Raw genomic sequence first — 25454 nt, 5'->3', positions numbered from 1 at the left:
CTGGAACGCTAGGCAGCCGCTGGCGGGAGGCCGGACAGCACACGGCCCCGGGCCGCCGTTCTCACTCGAACGGGCGGCACCGGGGCCGGTGTCGATCAGCTGATCGGATGAATGCGGACTACAGCTTGGTCCACGCCTCCGTCAGCGTCGCGCGCAGGATCTGCTCGATCTCGTCGAAGGTCTCCTGGTTGGAGATCAGCGGCGGGGCGAGCTGGATGACCGGGTCGCCGCGGTCGTCGGCACGGCAGTACAGGCCGTTGTCGAACAGCGCCTTGGAGAGGAAGCCGTACAGGACGCGCTCGGTCTCCTCCTCGTTGAAGGACTCCTTGGTGTTCTTGTCCTTCACCAGCTCGATGCCGTAGAAGAAGCCGTTGCCGCGCACGTCGCCGACGATCGGCAGGTCGTGCAGCTTCTGCAGCGTCTGCAGGAAGGCGCCCTCGTTGTCCAGCACGTGCTGGTTCAGGCCCTCGCGCTCGAACAGGTCGAGGTTGGCCAGACCCACCGCGGCGGAGACCGGGTGGCCACCGAAGGTGTAGCCGTGCAGGAAGGTGTTGTCGCCCTTGTAGAACGGCTCGGCGAGCTTGTCGGAGATGATGCAGGCGCCGATCGGGGAGTAGCCCGAGGTCATGCCCTTGGCGCAGGTGATCATGTCCGGGACGTAGCCGAACTTGTCGCAGGCGAACATCGTGCCGAGGCGGCCGAAGGCGCAGATGACCTCGTCCGACACGAGCAGGACGTCGTACTTGTCGCAGATCTCGCGGACGCGCTGGAAGTACCCGGGCGGCGGCGGGAAGCAGCCGCCGGCGTTCTGCACCGGCTCCAGGAAGACCGCGGCGACGGTGTCCGGGCCCTCGAAGAGGATCTGCTGCTCGATCTGGTCGGCGGCCCAGCGGCCGAAGGCCACCGGGTCGTCGCCGAAGATCGGGGCGCGGTAGATGTTGGTGTTCGGCACCTTGTGCGCGCCCGGGACGAGCGGCTCGAACGGCGCCTTCAGGCCGGGCAGACCGGTGATGGACAGGGCGCCCTGCGGGGTGCCGTGGTAGGCGACCGCACGCGAGATGACCTTGTGCTTGGTGGGCTTGCCGACCAGCTTGAAGTACTGCTTGGCGAGCTTCCAGGCGGTCTCGACGGCCTCGCCGCCGCCGGTGGTGAAGAAGACCTTGTTCAGGTCGCCCGGGGCGTGGTCGGCCAGGCGCTCGGCCAGCTCGACGGCCTTCGGGTGGGCGTAGGACCACACCGGGAAGAAGGCGAGCTCCTGGGCCTGCTTGAACGCGGTCTCGGCGAGTTCCGTACGGCCGTGACCGGCCTGGACCACGAACAGACCCGCGAGACCGTCGAGGTAGCGCTTGCCCTTGTCGTCGTAGATGTAGGTGCCCTCACCCCGGACGATGGTCGGGACGGGGGCGTTCTCGTACGAGGACATGCGGGTGAAGTGCATCCACAGGTGGTCGTACGCGGTGCGGCTGAGGTCCTTGGTGCTCACGGTTATCGGGTCCTCACGGTTATCGGGTTCCCCACATGTAGGTCTGCTTCTTCAGCTTCAGGTAGACGAAGCTTTCGGTGGAGCGCACTCCGGGCAGGGACCGGATGCGTTTGTTGATGACGTCCAGCAGGTGGTCGTCGTCCTCGCAGACGATCTCGGCGAGGATGTCGAACGAGCCCGCGGTCATCACCACGTACTCGACTTCCGACATGTCAGTCAGCGCGTCCGCGATCTTCTCGACATCACCCTCGGCGTTGATCCCGACCATCGCCTGCCGGCGGAAGCCCACGGTGAGCGGGTCCGTGACGGCGACGATCTGCATCACACCCTGGTCCAGCAGCTTCTGGACGCGCTGGCGCACGGCCGCCTCGGAGAGCCCGACCGCCTTGCCGATCGCGGCGTACGGCCTGCGGCCGTCCTCCTGGAGCTGCTGAATGATGGCGAGGGAGACGGCATCCAACTGGGGGGTGCCGCCGTTCCTGGACTCGCGGGTGGAGTCCCTCTGGTCTGCGCTTCGACTGGCCACGACCTCACTGTGCACGAGGTCTCGACAGTTTCGCAAGCCCCGATCGATGAAATCCGTTGTTTGAGACTCGCGGGCGTGCGGATTTCGCAGAAGTCGCGGCCGTGGGGGTGTTGAAAACGTGGGCCCGGCGGCTAGGGTGGGTGTCTCAGTGAGTGGACGCAAAGAACCAGATCAGGAGGCCGGCAGTGAGCACCGAGCTGCGTCGTCTGCGCAACTACATCGACGGTGAGTTCCGGGACGCCGCCGACGGACGGACCACCGAGGTGGTCAACCCCGCGACGGGCGAGGCGTACGCGACCGCGCCGCTGTCCGGCAAGGCGGACGTGGACGCCGCCATGGAGGCCGCCGCCCGCGCCTTCCCGGCCTGGCGCGACACCACCCCCGCCGAGCGCCAGAAGGCCCTCCTCAAGATCGCGGACGCGTTCGAGGAGCGCGCCGAGGAACTGATCGCGGCGGAGGTGGAGAACACGGGCAAGCCGATCGGGCTCACCCGCTCCGAGGAGATCCCGCCGATGGTCGACCAGATCCGCTTCTTCGCGGGCGCGGCGCGGATGCTGGAGGGCCGCTCGGCCGGCGAGTACATGGAGGGGATGACCTCGATCATCCGCCGTGAGCCGGTCGGCGTCTGCGCGCAGGTCGCGCCGTGGAACTACCCGATGATGATGGCGGTGTGGAAGTTCGCCCCCGCGATCGCGGCCGGCAACACCGTGGTCCTCAAGCCCTCGGACACCACCCCGGCCTCCACCGTCCTGATCGCCGACATCATCGGCTCGGTCCTGCCCAAGGGCGTCTTCAACGTCGTCTGCGGCGACCGTGAGACCGGCCGGCTGATGGTCGAGCACGACACCCCGGCGATGGCCTCCATCACCGGCTCGGTCCGGGCCGGCATGTCGGTGGCCGAGTCGGCGTCGAAGGACCTCAAGCGGGTCCACCTGGAGCTCGGCGGCAAGGCCCCGGTCGTCGTCTTCGAGGACACCGACATCGCCAAGGCCGTCGAGGACATCTCCGTGGCGGGCTTCTTCAACGCCGGCCAGGACTGCACGGCCGCCTGCCGCGTCCTCGTGCACGAGTCGATCCACGACGAGTTCGTGGCCGCGCTGGCGAAGGCCGCCGAGGACACCAAGACCGGTCAGCCGGACGACGAGGACGTGCTCTTCGGCCCGCTGAACAACCCCAACCAGCTCAAGCAGGTCGAGGGCTTCATCGAGCGGCTGCCCGCCCACGCGCGCGTGGAGGCCGGCGGCAAGCGCGTCGGCGACAAGGGCTACTTCTTCGCGCCGACCGTCGTCTCCGGCGTCAAGCAGGACGACGAGATCATCCAGAAGGAGGTCTTCGGCCCGGTCATCACCGTCCAGACCTTCGCCGACGAGGACCAGGCCGTCGAGTACGCCAACGGCGTGGAGTACGCCCTCGCCTCCTCGGTGTGGACCAAGGACCACGCCCGCGCGATGCGCATGTCCAAGAAGCTCGACTTCGGCTGCGTGTGGATCAACACCCACATCCCGCTGGTCGCGGAGATGCCGCACGGCGGCTTCAAGAAGTCCGGCTACGGCAAGGACCTGTCGGCGTACGGCTTCGAGGACTACACGCGGATCAAGCACGTGATGACGTCCCTGGGCGAGTAGGCACCGGGAACGGCAGTGAGCGGCCCCCGGACGGGTTCACCTCCCCGTCCGGGGGCCGCGCCGTGTCACGACCACAGGCCCGTCGACACGGCGATCAGCATCCCCGGAACCCCGCCCAGCAGGAGAGCGAGCCCCAGCAGCAGGAGCGGCACGCCGACGACCAGGAGCAGCGGGGTGAGGCACAGCTCCGTGGAGGTGATCAGCGTGCGGTCCCCGTGGCCCTCCTCCAGCAGCCACAAGCGGCGGACCGGCACCGCGGCGAGGGACGGGCTGGGCACCGTCCGGCCGTACGCCGTCTCACGCCCGGCCGTGTCCGTATGGACGTATCGCTGTTCCCACGGGCCGCGGACGCCGTGGGTGCGCTCGGTGCCGCGGTACTCGACCGCGACACGGCCGCCTCGCACGGCGCTGCGGATCCGCGAGATCACCAGCCGGCAGACCATGGTCCCGAAGCCGGTCAGCCCGACCCCGAAGTGGACGAGGGGGACGCAGGCCAACGCCGGACCCCATCCGCCGACGAGCCCGACCAGCACGCAGTAACAGGCCAGCACGACGAGGGCGGCGCGGGCCAGCAACTGCCGAGCGGTGAAGCGCTCCCTCAGCCGCGGCCGGGAGGCGGCCTCCCGTGCCGGCGCGATCCCCGCGAGCGCGCCGATACCCGCTTCTTCCGGCGCCGTTGGCCACTTCGGCGCCGTTGGCGGCTTCGGCGTGAACCCGCTGCCGCCCGGCGGACGTACCGCCCCCGCGCTGTCGGCGGGCAGCGCCCCGACGAGAAGGGCGTTGAGACGGTGCAGGGCCGCGAGGCCCTCGGCCAGTTCACGCCGCGCGGATGCCGGATCGCGCTCGGCCACCCGTGCCGCCTGCTCGTAGGCGTCCAGAGCCCGGGCGTACTCCACGGCCATCACATGGGTGGCACCCGGACGGTCCGCGGCGAACGGATGCCCCGCGAGCAGCTCGCCGAATGCCGTCAACCGGCCCTGCAGACGGGCCGACTCCTCCCGCGCCTCGCGGCGCCGCTTCCCTTGTGGCAGCACCCGGTCATCGTCCTCCCGGGAAGCGACCGGGACACTGTGCGGTGCGGGACGCATATCCGGGTCGTAGGTTTCCGTACCCCGGCAACGGCCGTTGATCGACAGGGTGTCGGGCAGCCGGGGGCATGCTCGACGCAGCGTCGATTGCCGGTCCGAGCGGCGGGGCGGCATCCTTCCGGGATGTCCCGGACCTCTTTCCGTACGTCGCCGATGTCCCGCCGCTCCCTCCTGCGCGCGCTCGGCGGCACCGCCGCGCTCGGCACCCTGGCCGGCTGCGGGGTGCCCGCCGCCTATGTCGCGCCCGGCGAGCGGGCCGTCGCCGACGAGTCCCTCGCCGACAAGAAGCTGACCTGGGCGAACTGGCCGCTGTACATCGACACCGACGACGACAACCCCAACCGGCGGCCCACGCTGGAGGCGTTCGAGAAGCGCACCGGGATCGTTGTGGACTACGCCGAGGAGATCAACGACAACGACGAGTTCTTCGGCAAGATCAGCCCGGCGCTGATGAACCGTCAGTCCACCGGCCGCGATCTGATCGTCATCAGCGACTGGATGTGCGCCCGGTTCGTCCGGCTGGGCTGGGTCCAGGAGATGGACCGGGCCCGCCAGCCGAACGTGGCGAAGTACCTTGACCCGCTGCTCCGTTCGCCCGCCTTCGACAAGGGCCGCCGGTACACGGTGCCGTGGCAGTCGGGCATCACCGGCATCGCCTACAACCGCGGGAAACTCGGCCGCGAGATCCGGCACGTCAAGGACCTCTGGGCAAGCGACCTCAAGGGCCGCGTGACCCTCCTGTCCGGCCTGGACGAGTCCTTCGCCCTCCTCATGCAGGGCAACGGCGTCGACATCTCCAAGTGGACGGCCGACGACTTCCACAACGTCTGCGACGAGGTGGAACGCGAGGTCCACCGCGGCCAGATCCGCCGCTTCACCGGCAACGACTACACCAAGGACCTGGTCAGCGGGGACGTCCTGGCCTGCCAGGCCTACTCCGGCGACGTCATCCAGCTCCAGGCCGACAACCCCGACATCCGCTTCGTCGTCCCCGAGGAGGGCGCCGAGCTGTGGTCGGACTCCCTGATGATCCCCAACCGGGCCCGCCACAAGACCAACGCCGAGCGCCTGATCGACTACTACTACGCCCCCGAGGTCGCCGCGGAGCTCGCCGCCTGGGTCAACTACGTCTGCCCGGTCCCGGCCGCCCAGGACGTCCTGGCGTCCTCGAAGGACGAGGACACCGCGTCCCTCGCCGACAACCCCCTGATCTTCCCGGACTCCGTCATGCGCAAGCGGCTCGTGATCGCCCGGGACATCACGTCCACGGAGCGGGTGGAGTTCGCGAAGCGGTGGAACAAGATCGTGGGGTTGGTCTGGACACGGGCGCGCGCGGGGCAAGCTGGAGTCGCTGCGGGGAAGTCGACCAAGCTCACCGAACGGGGCCGGCTGCGCAAGCTACCCGACGGCCTGTTCACCGTGCGCCTGTGACCAGCACTGCTGCCGACTATCCCCGCGAGCGGCGACTCGGGCCCCAACTGTGGTGCTTCCAACGGCCGTTGAGATTGTGCGACCAGAACCGAAGAACACGCCGGGGACACCGTCTCCCTTGTCCACCAGTGCCGCCTCGGCCTGTCCACGAGCACCATCACCTATCTCGCGGACCTGCTGCCATCCCACCTGAAGACGATCCGTTCCCCGTTCAGGTCGCTGCCGCCGGGCCGGATCGCGGTGCCGGTCCCGGCCATGCTGCGGCACGACCAGCGCCTGCTCGACGTGGCCGGCGGCAACGGCGTGCCCGAGTCCACCCTGCGACGCCGGCGCGACGAGATGATCGGACTGCTCGCCGCCAGTGCCCCGCGCCTGGACCGCGCCCTGCTCGCGACAGCCAGACGGGGCGGGGACGTCGTGCTGATCGGCAGCACCCTGATCCCCACCCAACGCCGCACCGGAGCGGAAGACCGCCCCAACCACTGCGGCAAGCACCACCGCCACGGCCTGCACTTCCTCGCCCTGACCGACAAGAAGGGCAGGCTGATCCGGATCTCCGCCGCCCGGCCGGGACGGACCACGACGCCACCGCCGCCGGCCACGACAGGGGGGCGCATCCGGCGGCCAGCTGCGCGCCCTGCTCGCCCTCTTCCCGGCGTTGACATGTATGCCTGCCTACATATAATTTCCCGATCAACAATGGCGTTGGAGAGGGGTGAGCCGGGGATGGCTGAAGAACTGGCGAGCGGAAACGGCCACCAGTCGCCGGACGGGCAGCCCGTCGGTGACGACATGGCGGTCGCGCGGAGCATGGACGGCCCGGTCGCGGTGCTGACGATGCAGCACAGGCCGCACAACTTCATGGGGTACGTCCTGCTGGACGCGCTGCTGGAAAGCATTCGGTGGGCCCACGAGCAGGGTGCGCGGGCCGTCCTGCTGCGCAGCGGACTGCGGAACTTCTCTGCCGGTGCGGACCTGGCACTGTTCGACGGCCTCGCCGGACAGGAGCCGGAGATCGACCGGATCGGGTTCCTGCATGCGTTCGACGAGCTTCCGATGCCCATCGTGGCCGCGGTGCACGGCGTCTGCGTGGGCGGTGGATTCGAGCTGGCCCTGGCATGCGACCTGATCGTGGCCGGAGAGTCGGCCAAGCTGGGGTCGGTCGAGGCCACACTGGGGCTGAACCCGCTCTCCGGCGCTGTGCAGCGGCTCGCGCAGCGTGCCGGTGCCGCCCGCGCCAAGGAGATGGCGATGCTGGCCCGCCGATACGACGCGCGGACCCTCGAGCGGTGGAACGTCATCAACCGGGTCGTCGCCGACGACATGCTCGACGAGGTCGCGCTGTCGCTGGCCCAGGAACTGGGCCACGGAGCCACAGTCGCGCATGCCTCCACCAAGGCAATCGTGTCGTACGCGCTCGAGAACGGTGTGCGGGCCGCCGACGAGAAGATGGCCGAGCTGCAGCGCGGTGTCTGGGCCTCTCGCGATCTGCAGCATGCACTCGAGTCGGTCCGCACCACGGGCCTGGGCTCGGCTCGATTCGAAGGCAGGTAGGTCGTGGTTCTCCCTCTGCACGGACTGCGCGTGGTCGACTTCAGCCGGGTCCTCGCAGGCCCACACTGCGGAAAGCACCTGTTGGACCTGGGCGCCGAAGTGATCAAGATCGAGCCCCCGGCCGGAGACGTCTCCCGCTTCTCTTACCCGAACCAGGGGACGATCAGCGGGTACTACGCGCAGCAGAACGCCGGCAAGCGCAACATCAGCATCGACCTGAACCTCCCCGAAGCGCGGAAGATCGCACTCGAGTTGTGCGACACCGCCGACGTCGTCATCGAGAACTTCCGCCCAGGGGCACTGGCATCCTTCGGCCTGGACCACGAGTCGGTCTCGAAGCGCAACCCCCGCGTGGTCTACGTGTCGATGAGCGGCTACGGGCAGCGCGGACCGTGGCGCAGCCGGATGGCGTACGCACCCACGGTGCAGGCCGAGACCGGATTCACCTCGAACACGCTGCGCCACTTCGGCATCGACGGCGACGACCAGCAGACCGACCCGCTGTCGCACGCGGACGTCTACACCGGGCTGCACGGTCTCGTCGCGGTGCTCGCCGCGCTGAACCACCGCCACGCCACAGGAGAGGGCCAGTACGTCGACGTGGCCATGGCGGCGGTCATCACGTCCATGAACGAGCGCACGCACTACGATCTTTCCGGCATCGACCTCGGCGATGAGCGCCCGATCCTCGGCGCGACGGACGTCAACTTCTTCATCAGCCCCGAAGGGCGTGAATTCGTCATCTCCACCAGCCTGGTGGGCAGCCTGACCTTCCCGTTCTACCTCAGCGCGATGCGGCGACACGACCTCGCCGACGATCCAAGGTTCCGCACACCGCAACTGAGGGCCCGTCACCTCCACGAGCTGCGTGCCATCGTGCAGACCTGGATCTACACCTTCGACGACATGGCCTCGCTCGACGCGCAACTGGACGAGGCGAAGATGGCGAGCGGAATCGTGCGCACACCGCAGGAGTTCGCGGCCGGTGAGTGGGCCCAGACCTGGCCCGCCGTCCGGGAGGTGCCCGACCGCGCAGGCGGCCGGATCACCATCCCCGGCTCGCCCTGGCACTTCGGAAGCAACAACGGACAATCGGGAACGGGCGAGCAGATCCCGGCGTTCCAGGGCGAACACAACCACGCCGTCCTGAGTGAACTCGGCTACGACGAGGACACGATCGCGGGCCTTTTCGCCAAGGGAGCGCTGGTGGAGCCGGCCCGCGAATCGGTCAAGCCGTGAAGGGGCAGAGGGAACTCCGGCCGCGGCACGACCCTGCGACCGAGGCGACGCCAACGGCAACGTCATCCATGAGGGCGAGAGAGCAGATGGCAATCGATCGGCCCGTGTGGACTCCCACACAGCAGGCCACCGAACGGGCGAGGATCACCGAGTTCACCCGGTACGTCGCTGAGCACTACGACGTGCAGCCCGAAAGCTATGAGGAGCTGTGGCAGTGGTCTGTCACCGACCTCGAAGCCTTCTGGACCGCAGTGGCGGACTTCTTCGACGTGCCATGGTCGGACCGGCCCACCCGCACGCTTGTGCCGGGCGAGATGCCCGGCACCCAGTGGTTTCCTGGCGGAACCACGAACTACGTCTCGCAGATCTTCCGCCACACCACCGGTACGGCCGTGATCGCCCGCAATGAGCTGGGCGAGTCGACGTCACTGACGTGGCCGCAACTGCGTACGGCCGTGGCAGCGTTCGCGGCGACGCTGCGCGCCAACGGTGTCACCACCGGCGACCGTGTCGTCGGGTACCTGCCCGACATCGCCGAGGCCGTCATCGCGTTCCTGGCCACGGCCAGCCTCGGGGCCGTCTGGGCCGGCTGCGCTCAGGACCTGGCGGCGGCCGCGGCAATCGAGCGGCTCGCCCAACTCGAGCCCGCGGTCCTGGTATTCGCCACCGGCCACCACCACCGCGGCCGATTCGTGGACCGGACCGCCGAGGCACGCGCTATCGCCGCTCGGATGCCGACGCTCCGGCTCCAGGTGGTCGTGCCCCGCGGTCCGATCCACGACCCGGTCCCGGCAGGCCTGGACGGCATCCGGCAGCTCACCTGGCAGGAGGCGGTGGCCGACGAGGCCGAACTACAGGTGACGCAGGTCCCGTTCGACCACCCCCTGTGGGTGCTGTTCTCGTCGGGAACCACCGGCGTGCCCAAAGGCATCGTGCACGGACACGGCGGCGCCCTGCTCGAGCAGCTGAAGAGCATTGCTCTGCACACCGACCTCGGTCACACCGACCGCTTCTTCTGGTACACCACGCTCAACTGGATGATGTGGAACGCCCGCAACGCGGGTCTGCTGGTGGGCGCCGGGATCGTCTGCTTCGACGGCACCCCGACGGCCCCCTCGCTGTGGGACGTTGCCGCCGCCGAGCGTGTCACCGCACTCGGGGTCAGTCCCGGCTATCTGGAGCTGACCCGAAAGGCCGGCCTGCGCCCGGCCCGAGACTTCGACCTGTCGGCCCTGCGCTTCCTCGGCAGCACCGGGTCGGTGCTGAGCCCGCACACCCACCGCTGGATTGCCGACGAGTTGGGGTCCGAGGTCCTGGTCGGATCCACCTCCGGCGGCACCGACGTCGTCAGCTCCTTCGCCGGCTCGGTGCCGACCGTGCCGATCCAGGCGGGTGAGCTGTCCGTCCGTTGTCTCGGCGTCGACCTGCAGGCGTGGGCGGGCGCCGGCAAGCCGGTGATCGACGGGGTTGGCGACCTGGTGGTCGTCCAGCCGATGCCGTCGATGCCCGTGCGGTTCTGGAACGACCCGGACGGAGAGCGCTACCGCTCGGCCTACTTCGATGAATATGAAGGCGTGTGGCGTCACGGTGACTGGATCACGCTCACCAGCCGCGGCTCGGTGATCGTGCACGGCCGCTCCGACGCGACGTTGAACCGCAACGGGATCCGTATGGGCAGCAGTGACATCTACCGGGCTGTCGAATCGCTCGACGAAGTCGAGGAAGCCCTGGTCGTCGGAGTCGAGGAGCCTGGCGGCGGGTACTGGATGCCGTTGTTCGTCGTCCTGGACGGTGACGCGTCACTGACCGAGGAACTGCGTCAGCGGATCATCGCCGTGGTCCGCGACGGCGTCTCCCCGCGTCACGTTCCCGATGAGATCATCGCTGCTCCCGGTGTGCCGCACACCCGGACCGGCAAGAAGGTCGAGGTCCCGATCAAGAAGATCCTGGCCGGGCTGACCGAAGGAGTCATCGCGGACGACGCAATCGACCGTCCCGAACTGATCGGCTTCTACCGGTCGGTCGGCGCCAGCCGGCGCAACACACCGACGCCTGGCACCTGAGGGGCCGTCAACTCCGCGAGAACGGCAGGCTGCACCACCGAACACAGTGCCATCGGCGGTGATCCAGACTCATCTGCCGGCCCGGAATCTGATCTCCGCGGTGGGCACGGCATCTTCGTCCGTCGAGCTCACCGCGGGCCATCTCTCCGTCTCCTTGTCCGCCTCCGGTGGTCACTCTCGCGCCCGCCGAAGCCCATGACTGCAAGTGCACAGCGCGACCTGCGGATGGCTGCTCCTCCCCGTCGCCCACCGGGCCGGTCTGGCACTTCGCCGGGCTCCCGGGCTCGCCGAGCAGGTGCCCGCCTTACAAGGCGAGCACAGCGAGGAGATCCTCGCCGAGCCGGGTTACGACGGCCGGCAAGTGGCTGTGGTGACCAGGAACGGCGCTCTCGTCCGGGCCACCGAGTTCTCGTGATGCCGGGTCAGGCCATGTCGGCGCGGTCGCGGTCCATGGTCAGCTGGAGCAAGTCGATCAGCGAGTCGAACGGGGCGGGATCGGCCATCGCCCGGGAGACGATCAGCGCACCCTCGAAACCGGTGATCGCGGCGGTTGCCCAGCGGCGCGCGTCCGACTCCGTCGCGCCGCGCTCGACCAGCAGGGCGGTGAAAGAGCCGATCGACGTCTCGATGGCCGCGGCAGCCGATTCGAGCAGAGTGGGGGAAGCGTGGCTGCTTTCCAGGATGACCGCGCCGATGGGGCAGCCTTCGCGGAATCCGGTCGACACGGCGTAGTCCCGGGCCGCCGTCAGAAACGCGATCACGAGTTCCCGCGGGGTCTCGCACGTGGCGGCCAGTCGGGTCAGCCGGGCTTCCTCGGACCGACTGTGCGCGGCGATGACCTCGCCGGCGAACTCGTCCTTGCCGCCGGGGAAGTGGAAGTACACCGAACCGCGCGGAGCGCCGCTCTCCGCGAGCACGTCGGAGAAGGCGGTGCCCACGTATCCGCGGGCGCTGTACAGCCGGCGACCCGCCTTGATCATTTGCTCGCGACTGTCGGATCTGGGTGGCACGGAGTAAGGGTACCGCAAATATGTATGTCCAGAGACATAGAGAAGTGGACGGTGAGACTCCGGAAGTGTCTTGACACTGCCGGGGCCGCTAACTATATATGTCCACATACTTAGTCGGGCCGTCGAGGAGACACATGTCGATCTGCGAAGTGCTCACCACGGGAGGCATCGGGCGCGCGGCTGAGTGGGAGCCTCTGGCCCTTGATCTCTTGGCGGCGCATCCGGAGGTGCTGCGTCCGCAGCGTGCCGACGAGATCGGCGCCGCAGGGGCCTACCGCATCGGGTTCGTACAGGAGGTCGTCGAGCCGGGATCACGGGTCCAGCGGGCTCTGCAACTGGCACGGGAGATCGCCTCCCGCGCACCCCTGGCCAGTGTGAACAGCCTCGCCGACGCGCGCCTCGCCATCGTCGACGCTCCAGTCGCGGCCGTGGCCGTGATCCCCACGACGGCATACGAGTTGATGGCCAGCCAGGACTTCCGGGAAGGCATCACCTCGTTTCTCGAGCGCCGACCGGCCCGGTTCACCGGAAGGTGACAGTCCGCAGCCCCGGTTTGCGGCCCAGCAGACCCCGATTCCACCCGGCCAATGTGCCCTGCCCCACCGAACCGTCTCCAAGGAGCCCTCATGCCCACGCTCGACCGCCACGACGCCGTCTTCGTTCTCGACCTCGGTGACGGGGAGAACCGCTTCCACCCCGACTGGATCGCCTCGGTCAACGCGGCCCTGGACGAGGTGGAGAAGTCGGAAGGCCCCCGCGCCCTGGTGACCGCTGCGACCGGGAAGTTCTACTCCAACGGTCTCGATCTCGAATGGCTCGCCGCGCACAGTGACGAGCACCTGGACTACGTCACTTCCGTCCACGGTCTGTTCGCAAGGTTCCTGTCCCTCCCGCTGATCACCGTTGCCGCGCTGCAGGGACACACCTTCGCCGCGGGAGCGATGTTCTCCCTGGCCCACGACTTCCGTCTCATGCGCGCCGACCGGGGCTTCTGGTGCCTGCCCGAGGCAGACATCAACATCCCCTTCACTCCGGGCATGTCCGCCCTCATCGAGTCCCGGCTGACCCCGCAAACGGCCCACCACGCCATGGTGTCCGCCCGTCGTTTCGGCGGCCAGGAAGCCGCCGCCGCCGGAATCGTCGATCACGCCGTGGACGAGGACGCCCTGCGCACTGCCGCCCTCGAACTCGCCCAGACTCACGCGAGCAAGGCCGGCGACAGCCTCGGAACCATCAAGACGCGCATGTACGCCCCTGTCCTCACCACGCTCCGCGACACGACCAACCCGCTGGGCTGACGCCGTGCCGGGGGCGATCGCCGCCCGGGGGCACGAAGGACGGGTGGTAGCGCCGGACGGGGAACAACTCGCCCTGCTCCCCGATGAACGAGGAGGTGCCTTGTGACCTGCGGTGACGGGAGTCCTTGAGGCTTCCGGCACGCGCCATCAGCAAGGCGCTTCCGAGATGTGAGTTTTCCACCCACGGGCGGCGGTCTTTGCTGCGATCGATGACGCGAACCTGATTGCGCATGCCGGCCTGGTGCCGGTGATGCGGCTTGCCGAGCGGTGCGGGCTCGCCCGCCTGACGGCGGAGAAGTGAAGCTGAGCAGGGCGAGGAATGGCGCGGGCGCCGGGGCAGACGCCGAGGTCACCAGCAACGCCGGGCGGCCGCAGGAGCGGACGGCATCGACGACTGGACATGCTGCACCACGGTGCGATGCCGGGCGGCTCGGCTCCGGGGAGAAGGCGTTCGTCGATGTCGACTCCACCCACAACGCGTCTACTGCAGCATCAAGCAGGGTGCGGAGTACGGCCGGTTCAAGGGCATCAGCACCCTGCACTCCCTGCTCGCCACCAGCTGCACACCCACCTCCCGGGCGGTGATCGCCGCCGTGCGGATGCGCCGCGGCAAGGCACCCGACTCCCGCGGCACCCCGAAATTCGTCAGCGAGGCACTGAACCCTTCTCGGTAACGCCCTGTGACGTACTGTGATCTTCGTCAGGTAATGCGGGCGTATTCGAGCTGGAGCAGGACGAGGGCGGCGCGGGCGATCCGGGTGATGGCCGCGGGGTCGAGGCTGACCCGGCGCAGGGCCTTGAAGGTGACCTTCAGCAGGGCGTTGGCCCGCTCGGCAACGGCGTGGACGCCCCGGCTCACGGCGTTGAACGCCTTGTCGCAGTCGGCGAGTTCACCGTCCTTGGGCTTCTTGACCGGGTGGCGGAGGCCGTCTGCGGCGTTCTCGTAGCCGAGGTCGGTCAGGGTGGGGATACCCAGGGTGGCGGCGAGCCGGTTCAGGGCGTCGACCAGGCCGTGTGCGCGGGCGCAGGTGGTGTCGTGCTCGCGGCCCGGCCGGACCGGGGAGACCCACAATGGCCAGCCGTCCGGGGCCGAGATGACCTGCACGTTCCCTCCGTGGTGCTTGTGTTTCCCAGACCACCACAGGTCCGCTCCGTTGGGGCCGGCGGCGGCCACGCGGTCGGTGCGGATCACGGTGCCGTCCAGGTTGAGGTGGGTGTAACCGGCCGCTGCCGCGCGCTCCAGCGCGGTGGATAGATCGGGCGCGTGGTCGGCCAGAACGGTCAGTCCCTCGTGCAAGTAGCGGTAGGCGGTGGGGGTCGAGATGCCGTTGTCCCGGGCGAGCTGGACCAGCCGGGTGCCGTCGACGAACCAGCGCAGCACCAGCACTGCCTGCTTGAATACGCCCAGCGCGCGGGTGCCCTTGCGGGTGCCGAGCCGTTCGCGGTGTTCGCGCAGCAGCTTCGCGAGATGCTCGGCGGTCGCCCTGCGGACATCGAGCACGGCGGTATAGGTGATACTGGACGCCACGTGGAGCCTCTGGTTGTACGGAACGTGATCTTCGCAGACTTGTTCCTACCAGGGGCTCCACCTCCGTCTGACGCCAGGTCACCACCCTGCCGCCGGGGCATGATCACGCACCGCAACCGTCACGTTGCTGAGAAGACCTCACTGGCCACCGCCCGTGAGGCCGACCGCACCGGCATGCGCCTCCTGCGCGCCGACTCGCAGTTCTACAACGCCGGCGTCATCGCCGCCTGCCGCCGGGCCGGCGCCCGCTTCTCCCTCACCAGCGGCATGAACCCCTCCATCAAACGGGCCATCACCGCTATCCCCGACACCGCCTGGCAGCAGATCACCTACTCCACCGCCCTGCCCGCCCCGAGACCGGCGAGCTCATCGCGGACGCCGAAGTCGCCGAGATACCCGCCTGCACCGCGTTCGCCAGCCGGAAGAAAACTGACCCGGTCACGTCCCGCCTCATCGTGCACCGGGTGTGACCTTTCTTAGAGAGCAATTTCTTCCCGGTCGAGGCTGCAGCAGTCCAGGGAACGCACCACTGCCCCATCCGGCTGCCGGTTGCAGCTGCGGTCTGTGGCCGTTGATGTCAGCTCTGGATGTCGGAGGAACAGCTCGGGGACTTAGGTCGGATCTGAGGCGTCAGGAGGCTGAACTTGCGCGGTTGCAGCAGGTCGTACATGGAGCAACGATGGATCCAGAGTTCACCGACCCTGAACGATGGCAGGTTCACCTAATCCGGCTCCCTTCGTATCGGCATCAGGACGCAATGCCGCGCATATCGAGCTGGGCGGCGACAGCAGCATCGAGGTGCTGGGGGCAGCATTGCATTCACGGCAGCTGCTGGCGACCGACATAGATGTCCAGAGTCGACTCACATACGGTGACCGGCACAGGCACCGAAAGAAAGGCAAAGGGAAAGACGGAAGGAAAGGAGACCAGTCATGCCCTGTATCCGCGTCACCTGCCCCGAGAACTCGCTCACCGCTGAACAAAAGGAACAGCTCGCCCCGCTGCTCATCGATGCCGTGATGGTTCAGGAGGTCGATCCGGTTACGGAGCCGGCCAGGAACGGTACGTTCATCGTCTTCAACGAGATTCCTCAGCGGAACTGCTTCCTGGGGAATGAACCGTTCTGGCTCGTCGAGGGGATAACCGCTGCCGGCTTCTTCAACCAAAAACGACGCGAAGCCGCGCACGCCGCGATCGGCAAGGCGTTCCTCTCCGTGCTCGGCGACGACGGCTCGGAGATCGAGCTGAATGGTGTCCACATTTCGCCCGCGTATCTGCTGCGAATCTACGCGTTGCTCATCGAGATCCCGGAGGGCAGTTGGGGGTGCAGCGGGAGCACCTATTCCGCGCTGGAGATCGGCCGCCTGGTCGGTACCGATCAGGATCCCGAACGCTGGTCCGAGTTGAAGGTGAACACCTCCAAGCATTCAGCCGCGCGCCCCTCATGAGGCCAAGCTGAATCGAAGCCGTCGGCGAGTTCCTCGACCTGCGGCGTGTCGGCGTGAACGCCAGGCCTGCCTGGGGTGAGACGGGCCGGCAGGGCCAGTGACATGCGCTTCGAACGCGATCTCAACGCTGAGCTCTCACCTTGGCCTGTACGGCCATCAGTCGCAGATCAGGCGTACAGCCGAATAGGAGACCGTGGTCGTGTTGAGTCGATCGGGATAACGCTTGACCACGCGATCGAAGAACTCATCCCGGGTCGGTTCGTCCGCCAGTATCTCCTCCACGGCCAGGAGATATTCACGGGTTTCAGCGATGATGGCCGGATCATCCGGGCGTGTAGGATCCTTGTGCCCTGCCACGACATGTAGCGGGTTGAGCGAGGCGACGACATCGACTGCGGCGAGCCACGTTAGCAAGCCACCGTTCGCGGATTCTCCGACGGATTGGTGCAGGTTGTTGTAGATCACGTCGCCTGCCACGACCAGTCCGATCGACGGAACATGCAGCACTGTAGTGCTGTCGGTGTCGCTGTGACCGACATCCACGGCCTGCGCTGCCTGGCCGTCGATCATAATGCCGCCGGGCGGAACAGGCCGGGCGACCACCGGCGTGTCCGACAGCTTGCCCGGAAACAGCGCGGCATACCTGGGGTTGGGCTTGCCACCGGGCGTTGTCCCGTGCATCTCGTCGATCACGCCCTCGGTCGCGTAGACCGTGGCGTCGGGGAAGTGCTCGAGCAGCGTTGTCGTGCCGTACCAGTGGTCGCCGTGGGCGTGAGTGACGTAGACGGCGGACAGCCGGCGCTCGAATCCCTTTGCCCAGTCGGCTACCTGCCGCGCCTGATCGATCGTCATCGGCGGGTCGACAAGCAGCGCCTCCGTGTCACCGTAGATCAGTGTGCTGGATATCGGGGACCACCTCGGCACGTCGCCATTGGGCGGCTGAATCGGCGACGGTGTCGGAAGATCTTCCATGGGCGAGATGTACACCGCGTAGTGAAGTTCACTCATCACCAGACTGTCCTTTCCGGGTTCCTGTACGTAAGCCTTTTGTCGTCGGTCGTCGGTCGTCGGTCGTCGGCCGTCGGCCGTCGGCCGACGACAGGAACCCACTCTTCCCGAAACCGGCCGTGGCGTTTCTGCGTTGGAGTTCCCCGGCCGGTTGTGTGCGGTCTCTTACTGAGCCTTTCCCAGTAAGCGATCATGACTGCGTGTGATCGTTTAGATGGTGCGGTCGTACTCGAGGTGGAGCAGGACGAGCGCTGCGGCGGCGATCTGGGTGATGCGGCTGGGGTCGAGGCTGACCCGCCGTAGTGCCTTAAAAGTGGTCTTGAGCAGGGAGTTCGCTCGCTCGCATACGCCGTGGACGCCTCGGATGACCTTGTTGAAGGTTTGCTGGGCTTCGGTGAGTTCACCGCCCGCGGGCTTCTTGACCGGGTGGCGGAAGCCGTCACCGGCGTTCTCGTAGCCGAGATCGACCAGGGTCAGGGTGCCCAGCTGGGCGGCGAGGCGGTTGAGGGCGTCGGTCAGGCCGTGGTGGCGGGCGCAGGTGGTGTCGTGCTCGCGACCGGGCCGCACCGGAGAGACCCAGATCGGCCAGCCGTCGGGGGTTGAGACGACCTGTACGTTGCCGCCATGGTGCCGGTGCTTCCCGGACCACCACAGGTCTGCCCCGTTGGGGCCCGGGGCTGCGACCCGGTCGGTGCGGACGACCGTGCCGTCCAGGTTGAGGTGGGTCAGGCCGGCGGCCTTCGCCCGCTCCAGCGCTGTAGCCAGGTCTGGCGCTCCGGCCGCCAGGACCGTCAGCCCTTCGTGCAGGTAGCGGTAGGCCGTGGAGACGGACAGGCCGTTGTCGCGGGCGAGTTGGGTAAGGCGGGTGCCGTCGATGAACCAGCGCAGGATCAGTACGGCTTGCTTGAAGCAGCCCAGGGCCCGGCGTCCGCGCCGAGTACCGACCTCGGCCCGGCGGTCCCGCAGGAGCCGGGCCAGGTGCCCGGCGGTGGACCGCTGAACATCGAGCACGGCGGTGTATGTGACACTGGTCGGCACGTGAGGCCCCTCGGTCGGATCTTTTCTGTCGCAAGATCGTTCCTACCAGGGGCCTTACGCCTGCCTGGAGTTGAGCCCCCAACGCCGCAGGGTGATCACGTTCAGTGAGCATCGCTTACTGGGAAAGGCTCACTGGTCCTGGTGCCCCAGCTCCACGTCGCAACCGCTCCGTCCGAGGCCGTCCAGCGACAGCGAGGTGGCCATGGGCGCGTATCCGCTGGCGGTCAGCGTGTATTCGCCGCTGTCCAGGTCGGTGAAGGCGTAGGAGCCGTCGTCGTCGGTGATCGCCGTGCCTGCGACGTTGCCCGCAGCGTCCACCAGTGTGACCCGCGCGTCGGGCAGCGGCTGACGGCCGGCCCCCGCCCTCACCGTGCCCTGCAGTACGGCACCGCGGCTCAGGTCGACTTCGAGGCGGGTCACTTGATCACTCACCTCCACCGGCAGCGCGACCGGTCGGTAGGCGGCGGCGCTGATCGCCACGGTGAAGGTGCCCGCGGCCAGCTGGTTGAAGGTGAAGGCACCCGACTCCCCGGTCGTGGCCGTGACCAGCACCTCGCCGCGGACATCAGTGACGACGACCATGGCGTCGGCCACCGGCATCCCGTCGGCCGCATCGCGCACCACTCCCGTCAGGCCGCCGGCACCCGACAGGACCACGTCGTAGCCGAGCGGTGCCTCCCCCACGACCACGGTGGCCGCCTGCGGCTGCCGCCCGTCGGCCGACACGATCAGCACATAGCTGCCGCCGGCCGGAGCGGTCAGTACGTATCCACCGTCCGGGCCGACATGGGCGCGGCCCAACTGCGTCCCCTGCAATGAGATCAGGGTCAACGTGGCCGCTCGGACCGCGGTTCCCGTGCCGTCGCGCACGGATCCGTGAATGACCGCGCCGGTCATGCCGTCCAGGGGAACCTCCCGGCCGGACGGCCCCGAGAGCGCCGCGGTGTACCCGATGGCCGGCTGCCCGACGGCGGCGGTGCCCGCTCGCACGAGCTGCGGTTCAGGGGCCGGTTCCCGGACGGTGACCTGGCTGTTCCCTGCCACGACGGGCGAGGCGGCCGGCCGTCCCGGCCGGTTGCGGATGAGGACGACGCCTGCCGCGCCGCCTGCCAGTATCGCCGCACCCGGGATCAGAACGGCCAGGTGCAGTGCCCCGGAGAACGCCCCGCCGACGGCTGCGGTCATCGTTTCCCGCAGAGCGGCGGAGTGCGTGGATGCGGGCGCCCCGCTGCTGACGGCGGCGGTCAGCTTCTCGGCGACGGACCGCGGCAGGCCCCGCCCGGTCAACTGGTCGGGCAGTCGGGACGTCAGCCCGCTGGTGAGGATCGTCCCGGTGATGGTCGCCCCCAGCGTGCCACCGACCTGGCGGAACAGGTTGACGGTCCCACTGGCCATGCCGGCGTCGGCGTGCGGCACGCTGATCACTGACACCGCGGTGGCCGGGGGAAGGATCAGCCCTGCTCCGGCCCCGAACATCGCCGTCAGGATCCCGACGGTCACCAAGGACGTGGACGGGTTCTGGTTGATCATCAACAGGTTGCCGGCCGCGGCGAGCAGCGCACCGATGCCCAGCGTCGCCTTGAAGCCGATCACCCGTGCGAGCGGAGCGGCCACGGGGCTGAAGATCACGTAAGCCAGCATCAGCGGCAGCAGCAGGAGACCCACCCTGAGGATGGACTCGTGCCGAATCCGCTCGAGGTAGAGCACCTGGACGAACGCCGTGGCCACGAATCCGTACTGCACGATCAGCGCGACCACGTTCGCCGTGGCGAACGACGGAATGCGGAACAGACGGAGCTTCAGCATCGGCGTGCGCGTACGCGCCTCGACCAGGATGAGCGCCACCAGCGCCAGCGCGGCCACGACGAACGCCCAGACGGCCCGGGTGGACCCGAAGCCCGAGTGGCCGCCGTCGATGACGCCGTAGTTGAGGGCGCCGATGGCTGCCACCCCGAGCACCAGGCCCGGGGGATCGAGATGACGGCCGGGGTGCCGGCTTTCGGTGACGAAGCGGGGTGCGAGGAGCAGCACGATGGCCGCCAGGACCACATTGACCAGGAACACCGCGTGCCAGGAGTAACGCTCCAGGATCACTCCGGCGGCGATCGGACCGAATCCCAGGCCGATGCCGGAGACCGCGGCCCAGATGCCGACCGCCCTGGTCCGTTCATGCGGATCGGTGAACAGGTGGGTGACGATCGACAGGCTGTTGGGTAGGACCGCGGCCCCGCCCAGACCCATGATCGCCTCCCCGGCGAGGACTCCGGTCGAACCGTGCGACAGGGAGACGGTCAGGCTTCCCGCGCCCAGCAGGGACGCGCCGAGGGCGAAGGTCCGACGGCGTCCCACGATGTCACCGACCGTCCCGGCGGACAGGACGAAGCTGGCGACCATCACGGAGTAGAGGCTGGCCATCCAGACCAGGGTCGAGCCGGAGACATGCAGGTCCTGCTGGATCGGCGCCAGGGTCGCCGTCGTCTGCGTGATGTTCACGAACATCACCATTTGTCCGAGGCAGGCGACGATGAGTCCCATCCACCGCCGTGGCACCCGCTGGGGCGTCGGCGTGTCGGCAATCGTCCGGGCGGCAGGCGCCTCAGCGGCGTGGCTCGCCATGCACAGTCCTTTCGAGGTTAGTCCAGTTTGCAAACTCTGACGACGGCCAACTTGGCCGGCTGACTCTGAAGAGCAAGGTCGGGCCGGAGCGGGGGATGCCGCGGCCAGGGGGAGGACTCCGCCGGATCAGGCAGCGTGTGCGCCGGTGCAAGATCCAGTCGCACTCGCTTCCGAGGCCACCCGGCCTGGCCGTGGTTCATGCCTCCGTCACCCCTCCAGCTGGGGGTAATCGGTGTAGCCGGCGGCATCCGGGCCGTAGAAGAGGTCCCGCTTCGGTTCGGCGAGCGGCGCATGGGCGGCGAAGCGTGCCGGCAGATCGGGATTGGCGATGAACGGCTGCCCGAAGGCGACGAGATCCGCCAGGTCGTCGGTCAGGACCGCGTTGCCCCGGTGCCTGTCGAACCCGACGTTCGCGATGGTGGTGCCCTGATAGACCTTCCGGAAGTGCCGGAACATGCCATCGCCGGCCAGGTCCTCGAACGGTCCTCCGGCGGGGTCGGTCACCATCCCCATGAGCAGGAGATGTGACAGTTCATAGTCGTTGAGCCGTCCGAGCACGTACTCGCTCTCGGTCAGCGCCTCGGGCCCGGAGACGAACTCTCCCGTCTCACCCCAGGCGGGCCCGGCCTTCACGCCGACGCGCCGCAGGTCGACGAACTCGCCGACGGCTTCGATGGTCTCGAAGAGGAACCGGGCACGGTTCTCGATCGAGCCGCCGTAGAGGTCCGTGCGCCGATTGGTGCGGGGATTGAGGAACTGGCTGATCAGATAGTGGAAGCCCGCCTGCAGTTGCACACCGTCGAATCCCGCCGCCATGGCGTTGCGGGCGGCCGCCGCAAAGTCGGCGATCGTCTGCCGGATGTCCTGCGCCGACATCGCCAGGGGCTCCACGGTCGGCTGGCGGCCGGACGGCGTCGGGGACAGCAGCCCGGGGTTCACCGCCGACGGCGCAAGGGGCGGACGGCCGTCGAAGAAGTCGGGGTGGGAAGTCGAGCCGGTGTGCCACAGCTGAGCGAAGATGACACCGCCCGCCTGGTGGACCGCGTCCGTCACACGCTTCCAGTGGGCGACCTGCTCGTCGGTGAACAGCCCCGGGACGTCATGCCATCCGACCGCGTCCCGGCTGATCCACACGCCCTCGGAGATGATCAGACCGGCCGACGCCCGCTGGGCGTAGTACTCGACGTGGAGGTCGGTGGGCAAGAGGTCGCTGTTGCGTGCGCGAGTCCGGGTCAGTGGGGCCATGACCACGCGGTTCGCCAGAGGGACGTCACGCATGGGGTACGGCATGAGCAAGGGCTGCATTGGTTTGACTCCTGATGTGGGGGGTGGGGATCGGAGGATCCTGGGGTGTGACCGGCGGCATTTCGCGCGACGCTGCCCCGCCCCCGTAAAGCACGGAAATGCGGTTTAGTGAAGGGAAACGGGCGGGAATTCGAGGACTTCTATTCGTCGTACTGAAGCGCGGGGTAATCGGCCATGCTTCCGCGTCCGTCCGGCGTCAAATCGAGAAGGCCCAAGAGTGACCAGACGGGGGCCATTGCGGTGGTGTCTGCCGCCGTGAACTGCAGCTCGCTCGCCCACCGGTGGTGGATCCCGTCCTCGTCACGTGAGAACACATTCAGGACCGGGAGCTGCTCGCCCTCCGGCGTTTCCCCGTGATAGTCGCGGCCGAAGGTGTTGTTCCGTGAGGACAGCAGCCGAAGATTGCGCCAACCGCGTTCTTGTCCATAAGTGCTCAACCGAGCGGGGTCCGTCTTAGCGACCACGGCGAGGTTGATCCGTGCGGCGAGGTGAAGAGCGGGACCGTCGAGCCCGTCGACGAAGGAGGTGCACGACGGGCAGGGCTGCTCGGCAAGCGGCAGCAGGGCTGTCTTGCCCCGGGCGGCGCCCTTTCGCGAATCTTCCGACCAGCGCGGGAACATCATGTTGTAGATGACCAGGGTGTCCTTGCCCGGTGCGAACAGCTCCGAGAACCTCACCTCGCTGCCATCGTCCGCGGACTCGAAGACGTAGTCCTCCTTGAGGAGGCCGCCGACCGGGAGTGCCCGGCGCTGGGCGGCGACCTGCTCGGTCAACCGCCGGAGCTCGTCCTCCGACTCCAACAGCTGGTTGCGTGCGCGTCGGTACTCGCTTGACTCGCCGGGGAATTGGATATTCGGGTCGTGGAGTATGTTCTCCCACTTGTTCATTTCGCGCGGAGCGCTCTCGGCAGCCATTGTTTCCATCCTTTCCTGTGCTCCGAACCCTCCTCCCTTCCAGGCTAGGGAAATTCGGAGCGTCCTTGCATGTCCTGCGGTTCTTTATTGCGCTCGGTACTGGCCAGCGCTCGGCGATGGGCGCGGGGGCGACGAGAACCCCGAGCTGCACCGTGAAGGCGGCCGCGGCGGGCACCGCGCGGATTCGCCAGTGGGTGCCGGACGCGGCGGCCCATGTGGGTCCGCGGCAGCCGGCAGCGCGCGCCCGGGCCCGTGCCGGGCCCCCGGTCTGCGTTCTTGGCCACCGTCGTCGCCGTTCCTCCGAACGAGGACGTCAGTTCATTGACTGAACCAAGCCTTGCACAGGGACCTGGTTCTGTCAATGAACTATTGCTGGTAATCTTGGGCTATGGCTCTTCCGAAGGACTACGCGGGACAGCGGTGCTCGCTCTCGCGTGCTCTCGAGATCGTCGGCGAGCGCTGGACGCTGCTGATCCTGCGCGACGCGTTCTTCGGCGTGCGCCGCTTCGGCGACTTCGCCGCGCACCTCGGGGTGCCGCGCGCCGTACTCACCGACCGCCTCGAGACCTTGCGTGCGGCCGGTGTGCTCGCGGAGACGCCGGGAAGTCACGGCTACAGCGAGTACGTCCTGACCGACAAGGGTGTGCGCCTGTGGCCCGTCGTACGCGACCTGACCAGCTGGGGCGACGATTACTACTCGGCCAAGGGCCCGCGTCGGATTTTCCAGCATGCCCAGGACGCGGGCATGCTCGCGCCGGACGGAACGTGCACCATCTGCAGCAGCGTTGTTCCACCGTCGGATCTGCTGGTACTTCCCGGCCCCGGCTACGACGAGCCCTCGGACGACTTCGTCAGCAAGACCCTCACCACCGCACACCGCCTACTCGAACCCATTCGCGGCCACTGAACTGAAACCGCCCCTTCAGGTGTAGATCGATTCGGGCGCTGTAGCTCGGGGTGGTGGTCGGCTGACCGCTCGTCGGGCTCGGCGGCGGGCTCTGGCCCAGGCCTCGCGATAGCGGTGCCATGCGGGCCAGTGGAGGCAGTGCGCGGTCCGTGCTGCTTGTGAGGGCCTGGACTGGTCGGTGCTGTCGATGGACTACCAGCCCATCCTCAAGGCCCTCGCGGACCGGCTCCGACTGGTCCTGGGCCGCTGACCTGCCAGGAGATGGCCACCCTGTTCGGCTTGGAGGTGGTGCCAGCGCGGGTTGAGGCGCTGCAGTCGAAGGCGAAACGGCTGGTGGCGCGCTGGCTGACCGAGCCGGCGCCGGGTCGCCGTCGGGCCAGACCAGTTCCAGCCGGTGGTGCGCGCCGCCACCTGCTCCAGCAGCACCTGCGCGGCAGCGCGGTCGCCGACATCCGCGGCGGTGACCGTCACCCCCGGCAGCCGGCCGAGCGTGTCCACCACGACATGCTGCTTGCGCCCGTTGATCTGCTTGCTGCCGTCGAAGCCCGGCTGTCGGCGCCGACGACGGTGTCCGCCTTGTCCGACTGCGAGTCGATCACCCCGGCCGTCGGCTCGGCATCCCGCCCCGGCCGCGCATCCGGTCGTGGAACTCCCTGACCGGCACGTGGTCGCGTCAGCGGCGGAAGAACGCACATTCCCGTTCCCGAGGGGGAAGTCCGTCGGCATGGCGTGCGACTCGATGCGGTTGTCCACGAGGGGCAGGGGCCCGGCGAAATGCCGCGGATGTGTGGTCCGGACATCCGGATCCGGACCACACGTATGAAGTTCCCCCTTCAGCGTGGACAGCGGATGGTTACGCTGCGGGGGCGAGGTCTTGCGTCGTCAGCGCCCTGGTTTCGACTGGAGTGACATACCCGTAGACGGGGTGCTTGCGCAGGCGCGTGCGGTTGTACTCGACCTCTATGAAGCGGAAGATGTCGGCGCGAGCGGCTTCGTGAGACTCCCAGACGGTGGTCCCGATCTCCGCTTTCAACAGTCCGAAAAAGCTTTCAGCAGCCGCGTTATCGTAACACGAGCCCGTTCTGCCCATGCTCTGCCTCAGCCCCAACTCCTTTATCAGGCTGCGGTATTCGCGTGAGGTGTATTCCGACCCGCGGTCCGAATGTGCGATGCAGCCTTCCTGTAGACCACCGCGGCCGGCGGCCATCTTCAGCGCGTCGACGACCAACTCGGCACGGTGGTGCTCAGCCATCGCGTAGCCGACCACCTCGCGCGTGGCCCAACGTCGTTCGATTAGATGATCTTGATCGGGTAGAGTGCCTGTCTCGTGCCGAGTGATCATGTTGCTGGTGGGAGCTACCCGGAGCGGGTTC

20 protein-coding genes and 2 pseudogenes are annotated in these 25454 nt (G+C 68.1%); 10 read left to right on the top strand and 12 right to left on the bottom strand.

The annotated features are described in order from the left end of the window. Positions 1–118: 118 nt before the first annotated feature. Both ACIBJF_RS42785 and ACIBJF_RS42780 read right to left on the bottom strand, forming a co-directional pair. Complete coding sequence (locus ACIBJF_RS42785; protein WP_399182430.1) at positions 119–1483, bottom strand: aspartate aminotransferase family protein; 1365 nt, start codon at positions 1481–1483, stop codon at positions 119–121. A gap of 19 nt (positions 1484–1502) precedes the next feature. Beyond that, positions 1503–2024 (bottom strand): Lrp/AsnC family transcriptional regulator, encoded by a 522-nt coding sequence (locus ACIBJF_RS42780; protein ID WP_323376913.1) that lies wholly within the window; start codon positions 2022–2024, stop codon positions 1503–1505. Positions 2025–2194: 170 nt separating this feature from the next. Here ACIBJF_RS42780 and ACIBJF_RS42775 point away from each other — a divergent pair, with 170 nt between their 5' ends. Then, positions 2195–3634 (top strand): gamma-aminobutyraldehyde dehydrogenase, encoded by a 1440-nt coding sequence (locus tag ACIBJF_RS42775; RefSeq protein WP_399182428.1) that lies wholly within the window; start codon positions 2195–2197, stop codon positions 3632–3634. Positions 3635–3699: 65 nt separating this feature from the next. Here ACIBJF_RS42775 and ACIBJF_RS42770 read toward each other — a convergent pair whose 3' ends face one another. Next, positions 3700–4668, bottom strand: a complete 969-nt coding sequence (locus ACIBJF_RS42770) for a hypothetical protein (RefSeq protein WP_399182426.1) — start codon at positions 4666–4668, stop codon at positions 3700–3702. A 177-nt stretch (positions 4669–4845) separates the two neighbouring features. Between ACIBJF_RS42770 and ACIBJF_RS42765 the strand changes: the two genes are divergently transcribed. From ACIBJF_RS42765 to ACIBJF_RS42750, 4 genes are all read left to right on the top strand, one after another. Further along, positions 4846–6153 (top strand): PotD/PotF family extracellular solute-binding protein, encoded by a 1308-nt coding sequence (locus ACIBJF_RS42765; protein WP_399182424.1) that lies wholly within the window; start codon positions 4846–4848, stop codon positions 6151–6153. Between the two features lie 255 nt (positions 6154–6408). Then, positions 6409–7707: an enoyl-CoA hydratase-related protein gene (locus ACIBJF_RS42760; RefSeq protein WP_399182422.1), complete on the top strand. Its 1299-nt coding sequence runs from the start codon at positions 6409–6411 to the stop codon at positions 7705–7707. A 3-nt stretch (positions 7708–7710) separates the two neighbouring features. Beyond that, a complete protein-coding gene (locus ACIBJF_RS42755) occupies positions 7711–8946 on the top strand; it encodes a CaiB/BaiF CoA transferase family protein (RefSeq protein WP_399182421.1) in 1236 nt (411 codons plus the stop codon). Between the two features lie 104 nt (positions 8947–9050). Beyond that, a complete protein-coding gene (locus ACIBJF_RS42750; protein ID WP_399182419.1) occupies positions 9051–11009 on the top strand; it encodes an acetoacetate--CoA ligase in 1959 nt (652 codons plus the stop codon). 422 nt (positions 11010–11431) lie between these two features. On the opposite strand, the gene ACIBJF_RS42745 is transcribed toward ACIBJF_RS42750, so the two are convergent. Next, entirely contained in the window at positions 11432–12019 is a 588-nt protein-coding gene (locus ACIBJF_RS42745) for a TetR/AcrR family transcriptional regulator (RefSeq protein WP_399182417.1), read from the bottom strand. Positions 12020–12153: 134 nt separating this feature from the next. Here ACIBJF_RS42745 and ACIBJF_RS42740 point away from each other — a divergent pair, with 134 nt between their 5' ends. Continuing rightward, positions 12154–12555 (top strand): enoyl-CoA hydratase-related protein, encoded by a 402-nt coding sequence (locus tag ACIBJF_RS42740; protein WP_399182415.1) that lies wholly within the window; start codon positions 12154–12156, stop codon positions 12553–12555. 90 nt (positions 12556–12645) lie between these two features. Further along, complete coding sequence (locus tag ACIBJF_RS42735; protein ID WP_399182413.1) at positions 12646–13317, top strand: enoyl-CoA hydratase-related protein; 672 nt, start codon at positions 12646–12648, stop codon at positions 13315–13317. A gap of 700 nt (positions 13318–14017) precedes the next feature. Here ACIBJF_RS42735 and ACIBJF_RS42730 read toward each other — a convergent pair. Continuing rightward, positions 14018–14845 (bottom strand): transposase family protein, encoded by an 828-nt coding sequence (locus ACIBJF_RS42730; RefSeq protein ID WP_399182411.1) that lies wholly within the window; start codon positions 14843–14845, stop codon positions 14018–14020. Between the two features lie 932 nt (positions 14846–15777). Between ACIBJF_RS42730 and ACIBJF_RS42725 the strand changes: the two genes are divergently transcribed. Next, a complete protein-coding gene (locus ACIBJF_RS42725; RefSeq protein WP_399182409.1) occupies positions 15778–16293 on the top strand; it encodes a 4-oxalocrotonate tautomerase family protein in 516 nt (171 codons plus the stop codon). A gap of 156 nt (positions 16294–16449) precedes the next feature. On the opposite strand, the gene ACIBJF_RS42720 is transcribed toward ACIBJF_RS42725, so the two are convergent. From ACIBJF_RS42720 to ACIBJF_RS42700, 5 genes are all read right to left on the bottom strand, one after another. Beyond that, a complete protein-coding gene (locus ACIBJF_RS42720) occupies positions 16450–17301 on the bottom strand; it encodes an MBL fold metallo-hydrolase (protein ID WP_399182407.1) in 852 nt (283 codons plus the stop codon). A gap of 210 nt (positions 17302–17511) precedes the next feature. Next, positions 17512–18339, bottom strand: coding sequence for a transposase family protein (locus tag ACIBJF_RS42715; RefSeq protein WP_399182405.1), 828 nt, complete (start codon positions 18337–18339; stop codon positions 17512–17514). Positions 18340–18468: 129 nt separating this feature from the next. After that, positions 18469–20844, bottom strand: a complete 2376-nt coding sequence (locus ACIBJF_RS42710; RefSeq protein ID WP_399182403.1) for an MFS transporter — start codon at positions 20842–20844, stop codon at positions 18469–18471. 318 nt (positions 20845–21162) lie between these two features. Further along, entirely contained in the window at positions 21163–22245 is a 1083-nt protein-coding gene (locus ACIBJF_RS42705; RefSeq protein WP_399182441.1) for an alkene reductase, read from the bottom strand. A 155-nt stretch (positions 22246–22400) separates the two neighbouring features. Further along, positions 22401–23174, bottom strand: coding sequence for a DUF899 family protein (locus ACIBJF_RS42700; RefSeq protein WP_399182402.1), 774 nt, complete (start codon positions 23172–23174; stop codon positions 22401–22403). Positions 23175–23562: 388 nt separating this feature from the next. On the opposite strand from ACIBJF_RS42700, the gene ACIBJF_RS42695 reads away from it, so the two are divergent. Then, a complete protein-coding gene (locus tag ACIBJF_RS42695) occupies positions 23563–24081 on the top strand; it encodes a winged helix-turn-helix transcriptional regulator (RefSeq protein WP_399182400.1) in 519 nt (172 codons plus the stop codon). Positions 24082–24241: 160 nt separating this feature from the next. Next, positions 24242–24450, top strand: a pseudogene (locus ACIBJF_RS42690) (hypothetical protein); the annotation flags it as partial. A 90-nt stretch (positions 24451–24540) separates the two neighbouring features. Here the strand turns inward: ACIBJF_RS42690 and ACIBJF_RS42685 are convergent. After that, positions 24541–24807 (bottom strand): annotated as a pseudogene (locus ACIBJF_RS42685) (hypothetical protein); the annotation flags it as partial. Between the two features lie 127 nt (positions 24808–24934). Then, positions 24935–25454, bottom strand: a 520-nt coding sequence (locus ACIBJF_RS42680; protein WP_399182398.1) for a DDE-type integrase/transposase/recombinase, incomplete at its 5' end; no start/stop codon positions are given.

Origin of the sequence: Streptomyces sp. NPDC050743, from assembly GCF_044456925.1 — a bacterium.
In the GTDB taxonomy this organism is placed as follows: Bacteria; Actinomycetota; Actinomycetes; order Streptomycetales; family Streptomycetaceae; genus Streptomyces.
This window is presented reverse-complemented; position numbering and strand designations above follow the sequence as displayed.

What these genes read in the sequence shown, in the direction of transcription:
- ACIBJF_RS42765 (WP_399182424.1), top strand. Translation starts at nt 4,846, where the DNA reads ATGTCCCGGACCTCTTTCCGTACGTCGCCGATGTCCCGCCGCTCCCTC.
- ACIBJF_RS42760 (WP_399182422.1), top strand. Translation starts at nt 6,409, where the DNA reads ATGCTGCGGCACGACCAGCGCCTGCTCGACGTGGCCGGCGGCAACGGC.
- ACIBJF_RS42740 (WP_399182415.1), top strand. Translation starts at nt 12,154, where the DNA reads ATGTCGATCTGCGAAGTGCTCACCACGGGAGGCATCGGGCGCGCGGCT.
- ACIBJF_RS42735 (WP_399182413.1), top strand. Translation starts at nt 12,646, where the DNA reads ATGCCCACGCTCGACCGCCACGACGCCGTCTTCGTTCTCGACCTCGGT.
- ACIBJF_RS42725 (WP_399182409.1), top strand. Translation starts at nt 15,778, where the DNA reads ATGCCCTGTATCCGCGTCACCTGCCCCGAGAACTCGCTCACCGCTGAA.
- ACIBJF_RS42720 (WP_399182407.1), bottom strand. Translation starts at nt 17,301, where the DNA reads ATGAGTGAACTTCACTACGCGGTGTACATCTCGCCCATGGAAGATCTT.
- ACIBJF_RS42710 (WP_399182403.1), bottom strand. Translation starts at nt 20,844, where the DNA reads ATGGTGATGTTCGTGAACATCACGCAGACGACGGCGACCCTGGCGCCG.
- ACIBJF_RS42705 (WP_399182441.1), bottom strand. Translation starts at nt 22,245, where the DNA reads ATGCCGTACCCCATGCGTGACGTCCCTCTGGCGAACCGCGTGGTCATG.
- ACIBJF_RS42700 (WP_399182402.1), bottom strand. Translation starts at nt 23,174, where the DNA reads ATGGCTGCCGAGAGCGCTCCGCGCGAAATGAACAAGTGGGAGAACATA.
- ACIBJF_RS42695 (WP_399182400.1), top strand. Translation starts at nt 23,563, where the DNA reads ATGGCTCTTCCGAAGGACTACGCGGGACAGCGGTGCTCGCTCTCGCGT.